This window comes from Streptosporangium sp. NPDC002607 (genome assembly GCF_053592655.1).
The window spans coordinates 145744-165095 of record NZ_JBSFWD010000014.1 but is presented as its reverse complement, the minus strand read 5'-3'; the positions used below and the strand labels follow the sequence as shown (position 1 = coordinate 165095).

16 protein-coding genes, 1 pseudogene and 1 riboswitch are annotated in these 19352 nt (G+C 67.8%); of the genes and pseudogenes, 8 read left to right on the top strand and 9 right to left on the bottom strand.

Annotation, left to right across the window (positions count from 1 at the left end):
• Positions 1-40: 40 nt before the first annotated feature.
• Entirely contained in the window at positions 41-1714 is a 1674-nt protein-coding gene (locus ACWD3H_RS18435; protein ID WP_355554639.1) for an ATP-binding SpoIIE family protein phosphatase, read from the top strand.
• Positions 1715-1915: 201 nt separating this feature from the next.
• Here ACWD3H_RS18435 and ACWD3H_RS18430 read toward each other — a convergent pair whose 3' ends face one another.
• Positions 1916-3460 carry a choice-of-anchor I family protein gene (locus tag ACWD3H_RS18430; RefSeq protein WP_451955804.1) on the bottom strand — a complete coding sequence of 515 codons (1545 nt, stop codon included), beginning with the start codon at positions 3458-3460 and terminating at the stop codon, positions 1916-1918.
• Positions 3461-3645: 185 nt separating this feature from the next.
• Between ACWD3H_RS18430 and ACWD3H_RS18425 the strand changes: the two genes are divergently transcribed.
• Complete coding sequence (locus tag ACWD3H_RS18425) at positions 3646-4233, top strand: TIGR03086 family metal-binding protein (protein ID WP_355554643.1); 588 nt, start codon at positions 3646-3648, stop codon at positions 4231-4233.
• Positions 4234-4273: 40 nt separating this feature from the next.
• Here ACWD3H_RS18425 and ACWD3H_RS18420 read toward each other — a convergent pair whose 3' ends face one another.
• Complete coding sequence (locus tag ACWD3H_RS18420) at positions 4274-4351, bottom strand: 50S ribosomal protein bL37 (RefSeq protein ID WP_386323758.1); 78 nt, start codon at positions 4349-4351, stop codon at positions 4274-4276.
• 254 nt (positions 4352-4605) lie between these two features.
• Here ACWD3H_RS18420 and ACWD3H_RS18415 point away from each other — a divergent pair, with 254 nt between their 5' ends.
• The 5 genes and pseudogenes from ACWD3H_RS18415 to ACWD3H_RS18395 all read left to right on the top strand — a co-directional run bounded on the left by ACWD3H_RS18415 (position 4606) and on the right by ACWD3H_RS18395 (position 9432).
• Entirely contained in the window at positions 4606-5202 is a 597-nt protein-coding gene (locus ACWD3H_RS18415) for an HD domain-containing protein (protein WP_451955803.1), read from the top strand.
• Between the two features lie 86 nt (positions 5203-5288).
• On the top strand, positions 5289-6089 hold the full coding sequence (locus ACWD3H_RS18410; RefSeq protein WP_350929697.1) for a DeoR/GlpR family DNA-binding transcription regulator: 801 nt from the start codon (positions 5289-5291) through the stop codon (positions 6087-6089).
• Positions 6086-7165, top strand: a complete 1080-nt coding sequence (galT, locus tag ACWD3H_RS18405; protein ID WP_451955802.1) for a galactose-1-phosphate uridylyltransferase — start codon at positions 6086-6088, stop codon at positions 7163-7165. The genes ACWD3H_RS18410 and galT overlap by 4 nt, the downstream gene beginning before the upstream one ends.
• A 72-nt stretch (positions 7166-7237) precedes the next feature.
• Positions 7238-7374, top strand: a riboswitch (cyclic di-AMP (ydaO/yuaA leader).
• Positions 7375-7428: 54 nt separating this feature from the next.
• Positions 7429-8352 carry a coiled-coil domain-containing protein gene (locus tag ACWD3H_RS18400; RefSeq protein WP_355554651.1) on the top strand — a complete coding sequence of 308 codons (924 nt, stop codon included), beginning with the start codon at positions 7429-7431 and terminating at the stop codon, positions 8350-8352.
• 67 nt (positions 8353-8419) lie between these two features.
• Positions 8420-9432 (top strand): annotated as a pseudogene (locus tag ACWD3H_RS18395) (IS5 family transposase).
• Between the two features lie 26 nt (positions 9433-9458).
• Here ACWD3H_RS18395 and ACWD3H_RS18390 read toward each other — a convergent pair.
• Positions 9459-9887: an RICIN domain-containing protein gene (locus tag ACWD3H_RS18390; RefSeq protein ID WP_345681519.1), complete on the bottom strand. Its 429-nt coding sequence runs from the start codon at positions 9885-9887 to the stop codon at positions 9459-9461.
• 247 nt (positions 9888-10134) lie between these two features.
• Between ACWD3H_RS18390 and ACWD3H_RS18385 the strand changes: the two genes are divergently transcribed.
• Entirely contained in the window at positions 10135-11376 is a 1242-nt protein-coding gene (locus ACWD3H_RS18385; RefSeq protein WP_451955801.1) for an IS256 family transposase, read from the top strand.
• Between the two features lie 230 nt (positions 11377-11606).
• On the opposite strand, the gene ACWD3H_RS18380 is transcribed toward ACWD3H_RS18385, so the two are convergent.
• The 6 genes from ACWD3H_RS18380 to ACWD3H_RS18355 form a co-directional block, all read right to left on the bottom strand.
• Positions 11607-14045 carry a hypothetical protein gene (locus tag ACWD3H_RS18380; RefSeq protein WP_451955800.1) on the bottom strand — a complete coding sequence of 813 codons (2439 nt, stop codon included), beginning with the start codon at positions 14043-14045 and terminating at the stop codon, positions 11607-11609.
• Between the two features lie 280 nt (positions 14046-14325).
• The gene (locus tag ACWD3H_RS18375; protein WP_451955799.1) at positions 14326-15030 is read right to left on the bottom strand and encodes a DUF2625 family protein; all 705 of its coding nucleotides are present in this window, start codon (positions 15028-15030) and stop codon (positions 14326-14328) included.
• 879 nt (positions 15031-15909) lie between these two features.
• The gene (locus ACWD3H_RS18370) at positions 15910-16356 is read right to left on the bottom strand and encodes a DUF6069 family protein (protein WP_451955798.1); all 447 of its coding nucleotides are present in this window, start codon (positions 16354-16356) and stop codon (positions 15910-15912) included.
• Positions 16357-16361: 5 nt separating this feature from the next.
• Positions 16362-16658, bottom strand: coding sequence for a hypothetical protein (locus ACWD3H_RS18365; RefSeq protein ID WP_350914192.1), 297 nt, complete (start codon positions 16656-16658; stop codon positions 16362-16364).
• 4 nt (positions 16659-16662) lie between these two features.
• Positions 16663-17661 carry an RNA polymerase subunit sigma-70 gene (locus ACWD3H_RS18360; RefSeq protein ID WP_451955797.1) on the bottom strand — a complete coding sequence of 333 codons (999 nt, stop codon included), beginning with the start codon at positions 17659-17661 and terminating at the stop codon, positions 16663-16665.
• 657 nt (positions 17662-18318) lie between these two features.
• Positions 18319-18879, bottom strand: a complete 561-nt coding sequence (locus ACWD3H_RS18355) for an SMI1/KNR4 family protein (protein ID WP_451955796.1) — start codon at positions 18877-18879, stop codon at positions 18319-18321.
• Positions 18880-19352 lie beyond the last annotated feature (473 nt).

Genomic DNA, 19352 nt, shown 5'->3' with positions numbered 1-19352 from the left:
CCGTTTCGTCACCAAAGATCCAGCGACGCCAGGGTTCAGGATGGGCAGTCCCGCATCCATGCACGAGCAGCTGTCCCTGCTCAACGCGGCCAGCAAACGCATCGGCAGCACACTGGACATGTTCGAGACCGGCAGGGAACTCATGGACGTCGCCGTGCCGCGCTTCGCGGACGCGGCCGGCATCCTGGTACAGGACCGGTTGGTGACCGAGGGGGAGTTCCCCCAGCAGACCACCGACGGCTCGGCGCTGGTGCGGCGGATCGCGGTCGGCGTGGCCGATCCCGCCCCCGGCGTGTACGCCGCCGCGTTCCCGGTGGACGAGGTGGCCGTCTACGAGTCGTGGACCCCCTACGCCCGGTGCATGGCCACCGGCAACCCGATCCTCTACCCCCGCCTGGGGCGCCGGACCGCCGAGGAGATCGGGCGGTTCTGGAAGCGCGACTCGGTGTCGAAGGTGCTGGAGGACAGCTCGTTCCTGGTGGTGCCGCTGAAGGCGCGCGGCCGGGTACTCGGTTTCGTCATCTTCACCCGCCGTCCCACCAGCCAGCCCTTCGACGAGCAGGACGTCAACCTGGCCGAGGAACTGGCGGCCAGGACCGGGGTGTGCCTCGACAACTCCAGGCTCTACAACCGTGAGCGCCGTACCGCGCTGACCCTGCAGAGCAGCCTGCTGCCCGTCGACCTCACCCAGCCGCTGGGCCTGACGATCGCCTCCCGCTACCTGCCCGCCAGCGATCTGGTCGGGGTGGGCGGCGACTGGTACGACGTGATCCCGCTGCCCGGCTGCCGGGTCGCCCTCGTCGTCGGCGACGTGATGGGGCACGGCATCAGGGCCGCCGCCACCATGGGCCAGCTCCGCACGGCCGCCCGCACGCTGGCCAGCCTGGACCTGAGCCCGGCCGACGTGCTGTTCCGGCTCAACCTGATGAGCCAGGACCTGGACGCCAGCCAGATCGCCACGTGCGTGTACGCCACCTACGATCCGGTCACGCGGCGGTGCGCGATAGCCTGCGCGGGTCACGTTCCGCCGATTCTGGTGCGCCCTGGCGGCGAGACCGAGCTGCTGGAGCTGCCGCCGGGACTGCCCCTGGGCATCGGCAACGAGCCCGCCGAGATGCGGGAGTTCACGCTTCCCGACGGCAGCGTGCTCGCCTTCTACACCGACGGCCTGGTGGAGAGCCGCGACCGGGACATCGAGGAGGGCATCAGCGCGCTGCGCGGCCTGCTCTCCGGCCAGGACCAGGACCTGGAGGAGGTCTGCGACCTCACGATCGGCGCCCAGCGGCCGGGGCACGAGCGCGACGACATCGCCCTGCTGCTGGCCAGGGTGTCCGAGCTGACGGAGAAGGAGTTCGTCGAGACGTCGCTGCCCGCCGACCGCCGCTCCGCCGCACAGGCCCGCCGCTTCGTCCGGGCCACACTCGGAGGCTGGGGACTCGACTCCCTGTGCGACAACACCGAGCTGATGGTCAGCGAGCTGGTCGCCAACGCGGTCGAGCACGGCCAGGGCGAGGTCGAGCTACGCCTGCTGCGCGGGCCCACGCTGGTCTGCGAGGTGTCCGACAGCTCCGCGTCCGAGCCGGTGATGCGGGAGGCGTCCACCACCAGCGACACCGGTCGCGGCCTGCACCTCATCAACTGGCTCGCCCACCGCTGGGGCTCCCGCCTCACCCCGAAAGGAAAGATCGTCTGGATCGAGCAGCGGCTGCGTTAACATCCTCTCCGCCCTGCCGCGTGTGCGGCTTCGGGTGGATCGCCGCTTCGCCGCACGGTGCCGGGATCACTCCCGGTCCTGCCCGCGCCCCACGGTCGTCCGGTCAGACCGGCAACGTCACCGGCCTGTTCCCGCGCCGTTGACGTGCTCGGCGTGGGAACAGGCCGGTTGGTGTGCGGCGTGTCTTCGCGGCCGTGCGGCTCAGCGCACCTGGTAGATCGCGGTGGTGCCGCTGACCTCGTTGCCCACCACCAGGAGCGCGTGGCGGGTCGGGCTGTCGGAGGCGGAGATGAACAGCACGCCCTCGGGGCCTACGTCCCCGGCGGTGCCGTCCGCGACCGAGCCGGCGAAGTCGCGGGTGTTGAGGTATCCGGCCAGGCTCGGCGCCCGGGGATTGTCGATGTCGTAGGCGACGATCCCGCCGACCCGCTCCAGCCCGGCGAAGGCGTAGGTGCGGCCGCGCACCTCACCGACCGCGACCCCCTCGGGCTCGGGGCCCTTGTTGTCACTGCGGCTGTCGAAGGAGTCGTTCGCCTCGTTGTCGGCGTTGAACGCCTCGGGCAACTCCTTGGCGACGAGCCGCTCCAGCTCGTCGCCGGAGTCCCAGACGAGCGCTCCGGAGGCGGACCTGATCGAGATCGAACGGGCGCCGAACGCGTGCAGCTCGGTGTAGGCGCCGCTCGCGTCCCTGGGCGAGTCGACGGCCACGTTCAGCCGGCCGAGCTCGCCGTCCTTCTTGAGGTTCTCCGCGTCGGGCATCGCGAGGTTCAGCGACTTCACCCTGACCTCGTCGGCGTGGCAGCCCCAGTCACGCCCGTCACCCTCGTTCGCGGTGACCAGGTAGGTGCGCCCGCGGTCGCGGAAGTGCGCGATCCCGTCGGGCTGGTAGAGGCCCTTCACCGGCCTGGGCCTGATGTCGATCTTCCCGTCCCTGTCCGAGGCGTCGAAACCGCTCTTCGACCAGTCCTTCAGGCCCAGCGGGACGACGTCGCGGACCTCCACCCGCTGCAGGTCGACGATCGCGAGCGCGTTGTTCTCCTGGAGGGTGACGTAGGCGGTGTCACCGTCGACCGTGACGTACTCGGGTTCCAGGTCCTGGGCGGCGGTGGCCCCGGGACCGGTGATCCGCACCCCCTTGGCCCGCAGCCGCTCGGCGTCGAACTTCTGGAACCCCGCGGTCCGCACCGTCCAGCGCTTCAGATCGACGACGCTCACCGAGCCCTCGGGGTCGACCTTCTCCCCCTCGCAGTAGGAGGACGGCTCGCCCTCGTTGGCCACGACCACCCGGTGCCCGTCGGGGGTGAAGGTCACCATGTCGGGCAGCGCGCCGACGGTCACCTGCTTGAGCTTCTTCCCGCTCCGGGCGTCGAAGAAGGCGACGGTGCCCGGGTCGGTCTTGACCGCGGCCTGCTGGGCGACGGCGACCAGACCGTCGCGTACCGCGACGCTGTTGGCCCCGGGGGTGGCCAGGGTGGCGACCTTGCGAGGCTTGCGCGGGTCGCGGATGTCGAGCACGTCAACGGTGCCGGCCTGCGCGTTCACGACGAACACCCGGCGGGTCTTGGCGTCGTACGCGGTGATCTCCGAGGCACCGGCGGCGACGGTGCCGGTGGTGTAGCGGCCGAGGAAGGTCAGTTCGATGCCTCGGGGGCCGGATTCGGCGGCGGCAGGGGCCACGGCCGCGGGCAGCAGGATCAGGCCGGTGGCCGCGGCGACGGCCGCTCGGGTGAAGGTCGTGGTGCGCATAGGAGAGATCCTCACGACATACCGTGACTCTTCCCTGACGCCGAGATGACCGGGAGATGAAGCCGTCCGGTCGGATGCGCTCCCGGACGTGCCGGTCATGTCCATTGACGCGATGACTACTGGCGGGCCAGGGGTTACGGTCAAGATGAGGGCCGGGAGAGAACCCGGGAGGGCATCGGGAGGGCATGATGACCATCGACGTACCCGAGGCTTACCGTCGCGCGCTGGACGACTTCGGCGCTCTCGTCCACCGGATCGGCCCCGACCAGTGGGAGAATCCGACGCCGTGCGTCGACTGGGACGTGCGCTCCCTCGTCAACCACGTGGTCGGCGAGAACCTGTGGGCTCCCGAGTTGCTGGCCGGGCGGGCCCACGCGGAGATCGGCGACGCCTTCGAGGGCGACCTGCTCGGCGACGACCCCATCAAGGCGTTCGACACCTCGGCCGTGCCCGCCATCCAGGCGGCGATCGATCACCGGGTCCTCGACCGCGTCGTCCACCTGCCCTTCGGCGACGTGCCCGGCCGGGAGTACATCACCGAACTGTTCGCCGACGCCCTCATCCACACCTGGGACCTGGCCCGCGCCATCGGCGCCGACGAGCGGCTCGACCCGGAGTTGGTCGCGGCCTGCGCCACCTGGTTCGCCGACGCGGAACCCGGCTACCGGCAGACCGCGGCCGTCGGGGAGCACCAGGCCGGAGAGCACCGGAAGGTGCCCTCCGACACCGACGCGCAGACCCGGCTGCTGGCCTCCTGGGGCCGCCGCGCGTGACCGCCCGTCCCCGTGGACTCGGCCTCTGTGATCAGTACGGCTAGCGAGCGGTCGGCCGCTTGCCGTGGTTGGCCTTGTGCTTCTTGCGGGCCTTGCCCTTACGCGATCTTCTGGCCATGCCGACCACCCCTTCCCTGAGGTCCTTCCAGGTCCCGCGAGTGCCGGCCTCCGTGATTCCGGACCCGTGATTCCGGACCCGTACGGGACTCGATGCCACCGGTTCAGACCTTCACGTTCCTCCTGCGACGCCCGGCGCACAAGGCCCGAACCGCGATCCGCCCCGCTCCGGTGGGTGCGTTGCCCCAACCTTGACGATCAGCGCCTCCCGCACCTGAGGATCCTCCCCTCCGGCCAGGTTCTAGGCTCGCCCTCATGCGCGAGAAGCTGATGGCCCGCTGGCTGTCCCTGTCCGGCCCCGAGGCCGAACCCCTCGGCCGTGAACTGATCACCCGGTACGACGAGCCGCACCGCAGGTATCACACCACCACCCACCTGGAGGCCGTGCTCGCCCACATCGACACCCTGGCCTCTCATGCCGAGCACCCGGACCTGGTACGGCTGGCGGCCTGGTTCCACGACGCCGTCTACGACCCGCGGCGCGGCGACAACGAGGAGCGGAGCGCCATCCTGGCCGAGCGCGCGCTGCCGGAGATGGGGCTCTCCCCCGAGGCGGTGGCCACGGTCGCCCGGCTGGTCAGGCTGACCGTCACGCACGCCCCCGCACCGGGCGACGCGGACGGGGCCGTGCTGTCCGACGCGGACCTGGCGATCCTGGGCGCGTCGCCGGAGGTCTACGCCGCCTACGCGACCGCCGTGCGCGAGGAGTACGCCTTCGTGCCCGACGACGCTTTCAGGTCCGGCAGGGCCGCGGTGCTGCGCTCACTGCTCGACCTTACGGCGATCTTCCACATCGCCGATCTGGAGGAGCCGGCGCGGGCGAACATCATGGCGGAGCTTGAGCGGCTGTGAGCAGGTGACCACCATAATTCAACAGTATTTCCCGGTACCCGCCGTGGTATTTTGGTGGAATCTGGTGAATTAAAGGGAGTGAGTCAATGCTCGCCCAGCAGCGGCAGCAGGCGATCCTGGAGAGGGTGCGGAGCAGGGGCGGGGTCAGGGTCGCCGATCTCGTCCGGGAGCTCGGCGTGTCCGACATGACGATCCGGCGCGACCTTGAGGTGCTCTCCGAGCGCGGGCTGGTGGAGAAGGTCCACGGTGGCGCCACCGCCACCGGGTCCGGCTCGACCGAGGAACCGGGCTTCGCCGCCAAGTCGGCGCGCCAGCAGGCGGAGAAGGAGACGATCGCCCAGCAGGCCGCCCGGCTCGTCCGGCCCGCCACCGCCATCGCACTCTCCGCGGGAACCACGACCTGGACGCTCGCCCACCACGTGACCGACGTGCCCGAGCTGACCGTGATCACCAACTCGATCCGGATCGCCGACGTCTTCCACCGCTCCCCCAGGGCCGATCGCACGGTCGTGCTCACCGGCGGGGTCCGCACCCCCTCCGACGCGCTGGTCGGCCCGGTCGCGGTCACGGCGATCCGGGGACTCCACGTCGACACCCTCTTCCTCGGCGTGCACGGGATGAGCGCCCGAGCCGGGTTCACCACACCCAACCTGCTGGAGGCCGAGACCAACCGCGAGCTGGTCGCCTCCGCGCACCGCCTGGTGGTGCTCGCCGACCACACCAAGTGGGGCACGGTCGGCATCAGCACGATCGCCGAGCTGGCCCAGGCCCACATCGTGGTCACCGACTCCGGCCTGGCCGAGGAGGCCCGCGAGGAGCTCGCCGCCTCGGTGGGAGAGCTGATCATCACAGAGCCACAGCAGGAGAGCGAGAGCGTCGGCCGATGAAGCGTACGATCACCCACCTGGCCGACGGCCGGGAGCTGTTCTACTTCGACCGCCGCGACGACGCCGACCGCGGAGCGGTCGACAGCCGCGACCTGCCGCCCCGCCCCGCCGCCTCCGAGTTGCGTTACGACCCGCTGACCGAGGAGTGGATCGCGGTGGCCGGACACCGCCAGGGCCGCACCTTTCTGCCCCCGGCCAGCGAGTGCCCGCTCTGCCCTTCCACCTCCGGCAACCTCACCGAGATCCCCTCCGCGGCCTACGACGTGGCGGTCTTCGAGAACAGGTTCCCCTCGTTCTCCACCTATCTGGGCGACTATCAGCAGGTCGGCGGGTTGAGTGAGGTCCGCCCCGGGGTCGGCCGCTGTGAGGTGGTCTGTTTCACCGCCGAGCACGACTCCTCATTCGCGATGCTCCCCCCCGAGCAGGTGGAGCTGGTCATGGAGGCCTGGATCGACCGTACGGCGGAGTTGTCGGCGATGCCGGGCGTGGAGCAGGTGTTCTGTTTCGAGAACCGGGGAGCCGAGATCGGCATCACTCTGGCCCACCCGCACGGCCAGATCTACGCGTACCCCTACGTGACCCCGCGCACCAAGCTGACCCTCGGGGCGGCCGGGCGCCACCGGGAGCGGACCGGCGGCAACCTGTTCGCCGACGTGCTCGCCGCGGAGCGGGAGGCCGGGGTCCGGGTGGTGGCCTCGAACGAGCACTGGACGGCGTTCGTCCCGGCCGCGGCGCGCTGGCCGGTGGAGGTTCACCTCTACCCCCACCGGCAGGTCCCCGACCTGGTCGGACTGGAGCCCGCGGAGCGCGCGGCGTTCGGACCGCTCTACACCGACGTGCTCCGCCGCCTCGACGGGCTGTTCGGCGTGCCGATGCCCTACATCGCGGCCTGGCACCAGGCGCCGGTCAACACCGGTCGCGACCTGTCGTACGCGCACATGGAGCTGTTCAGCATCCGCCGCGCACCGAACAAGCTGAAATATCTCGCCGGCTCCGAGTCGGCCATGGGTGCCTTCGTGAACGACGTGCTGCCCGAGGAGGCAGCACACCTTCTGCGCTCTGTTGTCACGAACTAATCACCAATTGGTCTCGTCTTGAAGTCGCGTGACCCTGTGTTTACCACTACTATCCTTCCCACATCGGCTGCAACAGCCGATATGCCTAATCCCAGGCGCATCGCCCGGGAGCCGGGGAACCACCGCACCTGGGGTGAAACCACTTCGGTGGAAGGGCGTTCTCCAGCCCGAACCCGTCAGCTAACCCGGTAGGCGGAAGGAGAGGAGAGTTCGTGGCGGCCCCGTCCCCCACGTTCCGTCGGCATGCGGCTCTGGCCCTTTGTTTGAGCCTGGTCGCCACGTTCACCCTCGGTGCCCCCACCGCGGGAAGCGCGGAGCCCAAGCCGACCGAGGCCAAACTCCGCGCCGAGCTGGCCAAGCTCGGCAAGAAGGTCGACGGGCTGATCGAGGCATACGCGGCCAAGCGCGAGTCCCTCAAGAAGGCACAGAAGGCCGAGGCCGTCGCCAAGCAGAACCTGGCCAGGGCCTCCGACCTCTACGCCAGGGCGGAAAAGCAGGTCGACTCCATAGTCCAGCTCCGCTACCAGAGCAGCATCGGAGGGCTGCCCGCGCTGCTGTTCGCCGACGACATGGGTGGAGCAGCGGTGATGGAGCAGCTCACCGCCCAGCAGAGCGCGCACCTACAGGGCTTCGCCGAGAGCTTCGAACGTAGGAAGAGGGCGACCGAGACGGCCGCCAGGCTCACCGACGAAATCGGTGAGGAGGCCAAGGAGATGCAGACCCAGCGTGACGAGGTCGAAGATCTGATCAAGGACATCAAGAACAGGCTCGACCAGCTCGCCCCCGTCGGCTCCGGGCGCCGCGCCGACGGCAGCTGGGCCCCGCAACTCCCCACCGGCGCCGACAACATCACCGACCGGACCCGGATCATGCGTGAGGCCGTCAAGAGACGCTTCAACCTTCCGTACGCCGTCGGTTGCTACCGGTCCGCGAACGACGGCGGCGAGCACCCCCTCGGCCGCGCCTGCGACTTCATGATGAGCACCGGCGGCACGATGCCCTCAGCCGCCAACCTCCGGCTCGGCGACGAGATCGCCGCCTGGGCCATCAAGAACAAGTCCAAGCTCGGAGTGAAGTACGTGATCTGGCGCCAGCGCATCAACCACGGCTCCGGCTGGAGAACCATGTCCAACCGCGGCGGCATCACCGCCAACCACTACGACCACCCGCACATCTCGATGTACTAGGAGCTGTTTGAAGTTCGGATCTAGATGAGGATCGGTGGTTAGCTGCCGTGACTGGTAGAACTCGGATGTGGCACGCTTTGATGTGACCGATGCCGAGTGGGCTTTGATCGAGCCGCAGCTGCCGCTGGCGGCGACCGGGCCGCTGCCACGGCGGGTGCGCGACCAGTTCAACGGGATCTTGTGGCGGTTTCGCACCGGGTCCAGCTGGCGTGACGTCCCGGAACGCTACGGGTCTTGGTCCACCGTCTACTCCCGGTTCAACTCCTGGGCCAAAGGCGGCGTGTTCCAGGGCCTGATGGACGCGCTGATCGCCGAGGCCGCATCGCGAGGACAGGTCGGGCTGGAACTGGTCAGCGTGGACTCCACGATCGTGCGGGCGCATCAGGACTCGGCCGGGCTGGCGGTCGCCGGGGAAACCCTGGACGCGCTGGAGCAGGCGCTGACCGAGGAAAAGGGGGCTCCGCTTCCCGAGCAGCCGCCGGTGCTGCGGGTGACGCGCCGCAGGCCCCACCCGATGCCGACGCGCCACAGGCGGACGATCGCGCCGCCATCCGGCGACGCCGTGAAGCTCGGGCGGAGGCGGCCGCGCTCGGCCGATCCCAAGGCGGACTGAGCAGCAAGATCCATGCCGTGGCCGATAGCGCGGGGTTGCCGCTGGTTTTCGTGCTCACGCCTGGGCAGGCCGCTGACTGCCCGCAGTTCACCACCGTCCTGGACGAGATCCGCGTGACCGGGCCGGTGGGCCGGCCCCGGACTCGCCCTGCAGCGGTGGCCGCGGACAAGGCCTACTCCTCCAAGGCCAACCGGGCCTATCTGCGTCGCCGTGGGATCAGCGCGGTCATCCCGGAGAAGAGTGACCAGCAAGCCAACCGGAAGAAGAAGGGGGCGGCCGGTGGGCGGCCCGTCACGTTCGATCCGGAACGCTACCGGCAGCGCAACACTGTCGAACGCTGCTTCCAGAAGATCAAGACCTGGCGTGGCCTGGCGACCCGCTACGACAAAGCCCCGGAGAGCTACGAGGCCGGACTCTACCTCCGGGGCTCGATCATGTCGTTAAGACTCCTCACCTCAACCACATGATGATCCGAACTTCAAACAGCCCCTAGCTAGGGAACGGCCTTGAGCAGCCAGAGTTCGTTCTCGTCATGACCTGGTTCGAACTGCACCACGCGCGCGCCCGGGTCGGTGGAGGCGTTTGCGACTGCCAGCACCTTGCCTGAGTGCTTGGCGATGAGCCGGTAGACGCCCGCCTCGTGCTCCTTGAGGTACCAGATCTGGCTGGGGCTGCCATTGATGCCCCACTGCATCGCGAAGTCGGAGTTCTGGTTCGCCACGCTGACGTCCAGGGCCTTGCCGGAGTGTTCGGCGATGAACTTGTAGCCGCCATCGGCGGGTTCCAGGTGGAAGATCTGGTTGGTCCGGCCGTGGGGGGTCCACTGGATCACCCAGCCACCGTCGGACATGTCGCATTCCTTGATGTCGAGGGCGAGCCCGGACTTCTTGTTGATCAGGGTGGCTCGGGCCGGGATGTCCATGGGGGTCCTCTCGAACTGGAGCGGTAGGTGGCGGTGCGCCGCCTTGTCTCCATAAGAGACGATTACGCACGGGAAATCACCCTTCGGCCGTGACCGCTTCCGGACAGGGTTCCCGCTGCAGGAAGGGTTGCGTCCACGGAGGTGGTGTACGAGTTTCCCCAGGTAGCGGGCGTGGCGTCGTGAAATAAGGACGGCCATCGCGTGATCCTTCGAGTACGAAGTAACAAGATCGAAGGAGAAGAAAGCGATGGCCGTGAACAACAGTGTGGACCCCGCCTCGTGGTTGGCGGAGCGGATCGAGCACCACGACCCGGATCTGTTGCGATCCATGGTGAAGACCATGGCCGAGACGTTGATGTCGGCCGAGGCCGACAGTGTGTGCGGCGCCGAGTACGGCACCCGCAGCGACGAGCGCACCAACCGGCGCAACGGCTACCGAAGCCGCGACTGGGACACCCGAGCCGGCACCGTCGAGCTCGCCATCCCGAAACTACGCTCGGGCTCCTACTTCCCCGACTGGCTGCTGGAACGCAGGCGCCGGGCCGAACAAGCCCTGATCAGCGTGGTGGCCACCAGCTACCTGCTCGGGGTCTCCACCCGGCGGGTGGACAAACCGGTCGAACAGCTCGGCATCAAACACATCTCCAAAAGCCAGGTCAGCGAGATGGCGAAGGTCCTGGACGCCCAGGTGGAGGCCTTCCGCACCCGGGCGTTGGACGCCGGCCCGTATGCGTTCGTCTGGCTGGACGCGTTGACGCAGAAGGTCCGCGAGGGCGGGCGGATCATCAACGTGCACGTGCTGGTGGCCACCGCGGTCAGCTCCAACGGCAACCGGGAGATCCTCGGGCTGGAGGTCACCTCGGCCGAGGACGGCGCCGGCTGGCTGGCGTTCCTGCGCGGCCTGGTCGCCCGCGGGCTGGGCGGTGTGCAGCTGGTCATCTCCGATGCCCACACCGGTCTGGTCGGGGCGATCGGCGCGACGTTGCCGGGGGCCTGCTGGCAGCGCTGTCGCACCCACTACCTGCGCAACCTGCTCACCACAGTCCCGAAGTCGGCGCAGCCGTGGGTGGCGACCCTGGTGCGCACCATCTTCGACCAGCCCACCGCCGAGCAGGTGCGCACCCAGCACGCGTGGGTGATCGAGGCGTTGGAGGCCAAGTATCCGGCCGCGTGCGAGCACCTGGACAGCGCCCAAGAGGAACTGCTGGCCTTCGCCGCCTTCCCCCGGGAGATCTGGAAGCAGATCTGGTCGAACAACCCTCAGGAACGGTTGAACAAGGAGATCCGCCGCCGCACCGACGTGGTCGGGATCTTCCCTGACCGGGGCTCGATCGTCCGTCTTGTCGGTGCGGTTTTGGCCGAGCAGACCGACGAGTGGATCGAGGCCCGCCGCTACATGGGACTGGATGTCCTGGCCAAGACCCGGATGCGGGTCATCACGAGCGACACATCGCAGCAGAAACCCATCCCGCAGACACTTACGGCTTAACCTGCAGAAACAGGATCACGCGGAGATCAACTCGTACACCACTTCGCTGGACGTGACCGCAGGAAGGCGGCGGTAGCCCGTCGCCCCCCTTCCTGGTTGGCCCTCCGCTCACGAACGTGTCCCCAGCCTCCAGGTGGCGGAGTGTACGCGGGGCCGTCCTATGGGTCCGAAGCCTCCGGCCAGCCTAGAGATCCGAACTCCGTACAGGCTCTAGGGCAGGTCTCCACCCTTTAGACTTCGGTGTCCGCCCTGCCAAGACGCGCTACGAACTCGACTTGAGGTGAGCCGAGAGGGCCCCAGTCGCTGAAGCTGGCTACTGCGTTCTTGACCAGGGCACGAGTGGCCTGTGTCCATTCCTCTGCTGTGGTTGCAAACAGCAACCGGTCGGCGCGTAGCCAAGCGGCCGCACGGCACTTCTTGAGGACCTCCCGCCTGCCCTCCTTGCCGGTTAGCTCGCCGGGCGTCTTGCACTCTGCCACGGTCAGAACATCGTCGGTGTACGCCACCAGGTCCACCTCAACTTGCGGTCGGTTCCCCCGCAGAAACGCGACCTCCTCCAGGTCGTCGAACATCCCACGCTGTTCCTTGCGCTGCTTCCGCAGGTACGCCGACAGCAGGGCGGGCACCTCGCCGTGTTCGCTCAGCACATGACGGCCCACTGGGTGCAGGTCGTAGAACCATGTCGGTTCGTCTGCGGGAAGCTTCCACGCGTGCCGATCAAGGTCGTTCAACGCGTCGCAGCGGACACAGCTCCAGCGCTGGCCGAGTTTGTCGACCGTCTGGAACTGCTTCTGCTCGCAGGTCGCGCACCTGAGTACCATTCCCCGGCGCAGTATTCCGGCGCGGAGTGCGGCATCGGCATGTTCGCGGACGTCGGACAATTCCAGATTAGCCACTCGCGCGCAGATGCCGGCGAACGCCAGTACACCTTCGGTCGATGAGAGCGAGACACCCTCCCCATCGGGGTACGCCTCATTGGTTTTGGCGCTAGTCGCCAGCATGGCGCGGAGAGCCGGCAGCAACGGGCCACCAAAGAGATCGACGTATCGCCGACGCCCGCCGAGCATGCTGGCCAGTAGCGAGGTGCGCCGTCCGGCGTCGCTGGGCAACGCGGAGAGGTCGTGCTCGGCTGCTTTCGCTCGGACCCAGGCGGCGAGGCTGAGGTGTCGGAGTGCGACACGTGCGAGGGCGTTTTCCGGTCGGGTCCCTGTCAGGACGAGGCCATACCGTCGTGATCCATATGTCACGCCATGGCGACTGCTGCGTGCCCATGTCGGCATGAACGGCGGCTGGTCGGTGAAGATCTCCTGACTGTCCAACCCACGTCGGCGTACGGTGTGGCCCGGCTGCCAATGAACGTCGACTTGCCATTCCAGATCCGCATGCGCGGCCAGTTCCCCGTTGACCAGCACCGGCGCCGGCAAGGGAGCGGCCATGTGGCTCGTGCCGTCTTCCGCCACGGATATCGGCACGGTGACCTGGCTGTCCCACTGATCCTGCACGGCCAGGCCCACTGTCGCACCCTGCCGCCACGGCAGTTCCGGGCCCAGGATGACGGGGATGGCGTTGTCGTTCTGCGGGCTTCTCGTCGGGTACGCCGCCAGAAGGCGTTCACGCCAAAGCTCTAGATCATCTTTCGACCGCGACATCGACGTGATCACGAGGCGATTGCCGCTCCGAGCGAGGTCCCGTGCGATCCTCGCCACGCCGTATCCAATGGGCCACGATACGGTGTTCTCATTCGCGCCCAGCATGGACGGCAGCCAGTAGGTGTTGCCGTATGTCAGTTGCCAAAGGTGGGACAGCGCGAAATCCTCCGCGCTGTCGCCCACCACCAAGAGCCCCGTACGGTGGAAACCGAGGCCGGTGACGATCTCGACCAGATGTGCCTTGGTGCGCTCATGCGCGGTCGGCGTTGTCCGTCTGTCCACCCCGAAAGCCAGGCCCGGATGCCACACCAGCTCGTTGGGCACCAAGCCGTCCGGCTGGCCTAAGAGCCAGGACGTTAGCGTTTTCCGGGCATCATCATCAAGCTCAGGTTCCTCCGCGTCGCGTGACGGCGGGGCGGCAACCCCGGCATAAGAGGCTACCGCGGCACCGAGTACGCCACCCCAGTCTGTCGGGCAGGCAAGAACAGATGCGTGCCATGCACCAGGCATGTCGAGGACGTTCGCGAAGTGACCACTCGACTCCTCGCCCAGTGACATGACGTGCTCATGCCACTCATCACCTGTGAGCCGGGACCGGTAGGACGAACATGCGGCGATGACCTGTTTCCGGGCCGCCTCGTCCTCTGCGCTCGGTACATCGTCGGCACGCACCATGGCGAGCGATCGCTCGCGGTCGGCCCCTTCGAGAGGCTGGTCGTCCTCTCCTCTAAGGGAGATGAAACCGGGATGGAAGTGCTCGACATCCGCGACTGTCGGGCTGTATGTCACGACGAAGTCGGGGTCGTATGCCTCACACGCCCGTAGAAGCACCGCGTTCACCTGCCCGCCCTGGTGCGGGACAACCGCGAAGCCAGCACCGCCCCAGACTTTTCCCGCCCGATAGAGCGCGCGGCGCACCCAGTAGCTCCAGTGCTTGCCACCTTCGACCACGATGATGACTCGCGGCGGACGAGGGGTAATACTGACCGAGGCGTAGGACAGGGTCTCGTTTGAAGCCACTTCCGAACTAAACCATGGCCTACCGACAGGCACCCAGCGTCAGTTCGTCGCCAACGCCTCCCATGAACTCCACACCCTGCTGACCCGGCAGCGAGCACTTGGCCAGGGTGAGGCGGTGCGAGCCGCAGGTCTTGCTAACGCGGATGCTAACAACGAGTCTGGACAGCCCTGGACAACCATGGACTGAGGAACCCCAAAGAGCCTGCCTCACCGGGCCCGGAAGACGGCGGTGGACGGTCCTGGACGGTCGTGATCTAACTCGTAATGAGGGGGGCGCAGGTCAAGCGGGACCAGAGTTGGAAAGGCCGGACTGCCGGGAGACCTCCCGATGCAGATCGAGCAGCTCCGTCAAGGGAACAGGACGCCGATCGGTGGCATCGATGTCGTGCTGGGCTTCGGCCGACCACAGGGGCGGCGCGAACGAAACGCCCTGATCGAGAGGGAGGGAAGCCGTCTCCTCCTGCCAGCCTGACCAGCGGAAACTCTCATAGAAGCCAGTCAGCCGGCCGGACAGCAGCCAACAGAGCCAGCTTCCATAACCCAGCTCCAAGGATTCCCACTCCAGGCAGTCCGGAGCGAAATAGAGTACATGACCGGGCTCACCCGGCAGCGAACCGGCAGCGGCGACACCGCCTTTGATCGCGAAGACACCACCGAGCACGTCATAGGCGACGATCAGCAGAGACGGCGCCGTGTACGCGGAAGTGGTCTCAGGCAGGGTGTTCGCCCGCAGCAGGTCAGGCATGCCGGGCAAGCCCGAAGAGCCTCCCAGCACGCGCACCCACCCGCGGTCGATCAGCAGGCCACCGGAGTGCAGGGCCATGGCCCCCAGCCATGACCGCGCCGACACCTGCAGTTCATGCAGGCACGTACGGCCCCGCCCGACCTCCCCCGATGGCAGCATCCTTGTGGTCACGTCGCTGGTGGCGACTTCCTCCAGGAGCGCCGGCCACGCCGGATCGTCAACGGCGACGAGTTCTTCCACGGTTCGCACCCTGGCATGGTGGCACGAGGAATCTGGGTGGGGCGAGGTCGGTACAGCAGCGCCGTACAGCAACACCGTCTTACGCGATCACACACCACCGGCCTGCATCTGCCGCCTGACCAGGACACGAGTCGCGTGACGTGCATGCCGCCCTTCCCTACGGATCAGAAGGTTGGGGTTTCGAGTACCTCCGGCCGCACACATGCAAGAAGGCCCCTGAACAGGCGTTACGCCGTCAGGGGCCTTCTTCGGTTCTTGATCGTCGGAGCTTCTTGCTAACACCCTTGCTAACCGGGGCTCTTGGTTGGCTCCCACTGCTCGCCGACGGTGTTGGCGGAGCTGTCGGTCACGGAGGCTTCCATCGTTCGGATCATGTGGGTGCAGACATGGGCGTGACGGATGAGTTGGTCTAGGTGAGTTCGGTTTTGCCGAACATGCCTGGATGATCACTGAGCCTTTTCCAGCCTTCCACGTCACAAACAGCGCTCCCTGCCCCGCCGGCTACGGCGTGGCAGCCTCCGGAACGCGTAGGTGTCAGGGCTCAGCTTCGACCGCGTCCTGGCGCGGCTTGAGCCTGACGTCGACCCGAGAGAGGGGCAGATTCCGGCTCAAGCCGCCGCGCAGGAGCGGAATCCACGTGGGAAGCGCGTGACAGCGGGGTCGGTCAGGGTGAACGCGACCGGGGTACCCGGTGCGCCCCGACCGAAGCGGATGGCGTTTGGTCTTCATCCCGCAAGGTGGCCTGTGCTTCTTCGCACACGCGACTCAGCTTTCGAATTGACCAAAAAAGGAACCTGGAATGGAGGGTGGCAGCGCCGGGGGCCACGTTAGTGCGCTCGCGCACGCCCTTGCGCCGCGCGTTGTCCCGTTGCGGGATCGTCAATCGGTCCGGGTGCGGAGGCTCCGCGCCAGGGCGGGGATCATCACCGCCGCAGGGACGAGGTGTAGCCCGAGGAGGGCGATGATGGTGGCGGTGTTTGCCCCGACGAGGAAGGGCGGGACCAGTGAGATCGCGGTCAGCGACACTGCCGTCCACACGAATCGCTTGGTGGGGTGAGCGCTCCAACGAAGAAGAGCGGCGGCAATGACGACGCCCACGACCGAGAAGAAGCCGGTCACCACGGCGAACCCGGGCAACGGGATCGTCTCGCCACCATCGGGGATCTCGAAGTCGACGCCGACGGCCTGGGCAAGCGCAGCGGCGAGGGTGGTGGCCACCATCGCTGCGAGCGTGGCAATGAAGCCGGTGATGGCGAGCCCGCGGAGTCGGTGGGTGTGGCTGGTCTGGCCCGATGCCGGGCCTGCGACGACCCCGGTGTCATTCATGCTGTTCATGTCGTTCCTCCGTCATTCGGTAACTGGCGTACAGGGTGTGTTGACTGGCATGTGACGGTCCTGGCCCTGGGCGTGACGATGCGCACCCTCGCCGTGCGACGGCCGGGGTTCCGCAGGGCGCGGACGCCGGTGCCGCGGAGCCAGAACCCGGCGTCGCGTCCGAGGACCGGCCCGGGCTCGCCGTCGCGCAGCTCCAGCTGCACCCGCCCGCGGGTGACGACGCCGAACGCGTCGCACCACTCCGCCGCGACCACCGCGACACGCGCGCCACCTCGCAGCGCAAGCGTCCACACGGGACTACTCCGTGCCGTCCGCCGGCAGGCGCTCCGGCAGCCCGAGCCGCGGGAACTGGTCGTCGTGGAACGTGACGATCTCGGTGATCGCCCCGCCGGTGACGCGTAGGACGTCGATCGTCAGCGGCAGGTACGCACCCTCCTGCTTCCGCCAGAGATAGAAGGCGACGGCGGGCTGCCGGTTCACGGAGGTGAGGACGGCGCGCAGGTGCTTCATGCCCTCGAAGCCGCTCTCGACCCAGTCGTTCACCACCGTGTCGCGGCCGACGTACAGGCCCGGCGTGGGCGGCATCGAGCAGCGGACGTCGTCCCGCAGCAGTGCGGCGAGCCCGTCGACGTCCGTGGCCACGCTGGCGTCGGTATAGCGGCGCACCAGCTCGCGCGTCCCGGCGTCCTCCTCGCCGCCGGTCCAGTCCTGCCGCTCGGCGGGCAGGTGCTCCCGCATGCCGGCGCGGGCCCGCTGCAGCGCGCTGTTCACGGAGTTGACGGAGTCCCCGAGGAGCTCCGCGACGTCCTTCGCCGGCCAGCCGAGCACGTCCCGCAGGATCAGCACGGCCCGCGGGCGCGGCGCGAGGTGCTGGACTGCGACCAGGTACGCCAGCTCGATCGTCTCCCGCGCGACGGCGACGGTCTCCGGCTCGTCCGCGTCGCCCGCGGGCAGCTCGTCGAGCAGCCGGTCCGGGTAGGGCTGCAGCCACAGCACCTCGCCGCCGGTCGCAGGCTCCGGGCGGCACTTGGCGAGCAGGTCCAGGCAGGCGTTGGTGGCGATCCGGTACAGCCAGGCCCGGAACGTCGACCGCCCCTCGAAGGTCTCCCGCCGCCGCCAGGCACGGAGAAACGTCTCCTGCACGGTGTCCTCGGCGTCCTCGAACGACCCGAGCATCCGGTAGCAGTGCACGTGCAGCTCTCGCCGGTGCCGCTCCGCCAGTCCCGAGAACGCCGGCTCGTCGACCTCGTCCAGACCGCTCACGCCCAGCTCCTCCAGCCGCGTATCCGCACTCATCACGTCATCCTTCCGCCTCGTCGTGTCCCGTCGTAGGTGTGACGGGTGCGGGCGCGACAACTCATCACCAGGGTCGGTCGGCATGGCTGATCCAGTGACGGAGCACGACGCACGGTACGGCGAGGAGGGCGCGGGTCCGCCGGAGTGGGTGCGGGTGCGCGACCGCCTGGCGCGTGCCGGGGTCGCCTGGTTCACGACGACGCAGCGGGCATGGACGCACGGGCACGGCACGAGGTCCACCGAAAAGGATGGGCTTGATCTTGGAGCCGAGACTCGGCTCACCTGGGGAGATGCGCGCCCGAAGGGATTCGAATCGCTGGGCGACCTCGGTGACGCTCGCCCCGGATGACACCTGCAGCACGGCTTGGTACCGCTGCTCGACCATGCTCAGCTCCGCCAGCACTCAGCGAAGTGTCACACAGGTCCTGAGCACGATCTGTCGCGCAGATCATGAGACCTGACAGGTAGCACTTGGAAACGGATGAGACCTCCGATGAGGCTAAGTCGTCAAGGCTGCCCGCCTGCGGCGGTCGGCGCGCGTCGGGGCGGTCGCTGGCCGCGCTGCGGCTCTCCGGCCGGTCGCGGCCAGCGCCGCCCACGCGCATGACCACCGCCACGAAGGACCCGAGACGGCGAAGCTCAACGACGAAAGGGACATCAACTCGGGTATCGCATTCTCAGCTCGTCCATTGCGAGGTCCCAGAAGGACCTGTAACGGTTAGCGCCAGCCAGCCATGGCGCGAGATACCAGGCTTCCCACTCACCTTCAGCGGTGCTGACGTGGGGATTGAGGAGAGCCACTCCATCATCCCAATACCCGGCCAGAAAGGTGTCGGGCACATACTCCCCTCTGTAATGAATGGAGTCCTGCTCCAGTCCGTAGACGAAGTAGAGCTCGTCTGGCACGCTCCATGAGTTCTCCTGCTTGGGTGCTGACCAGCTCTCGGCGATCGAGGGATCGACATCACGGAGCCAGCCGACTTCCTCGACACGCAGCAGGCAGCAGTCATCGTCGCTGCCCCACCCGTTGGCGAACAGGAGAAACTGCCGGTAACTCGGCGGCAGCCCCACACCCAGCCGCTCTTCAAGCTCGCGGACCTCTGCTTCGGTAGCCGGGGGATACAGATCGCCGAGTGGACTGACCGCCGGGTGATCAGAACCCTCGGTCATCGGATGCCTTGCAGGGAAGCGTTCAGACCATGCGTACTGGGCACTCATCGCGAGAAGATATCCCGTTTCGAGTGGCTGCTGCACGTACAGCACAAGCTTGGGCCGTCCCTCCCGATAACCTCCAGGTGTGGGACATGCGCGAGATGATCAAGGTACGGCATCTATCGATGCTTAGCATCCCGCAGGTCACCCAGCACACCGGACCACAGGAGCGTCGCTCTCCTAAAGCAGGTGTCTTTTAAGTCGACCAGACGGGCCTAAAGGGGATTCCGTGAGGGGGTGGATGACCGTTCATCACATCGCTCAGCTCACCTTCGGTAAGATTGAGAGTGAAGGCGCTGCCTGCCTGTGAGGGGTCCCAGCCGCAGTCAAGAGCCCTCCGTATGGTCGCCGCCACGAGAGCCGGCCGTATAGTCATCGTTCGCTCCCCGAACCAGGCGTCCGGTCGAGAACAGGGGAGCTCCACCAGGAGAACCCGCCCCTGTCCCTCAGCCAGCTCCACCGCGTAGGTCAGTGATCCC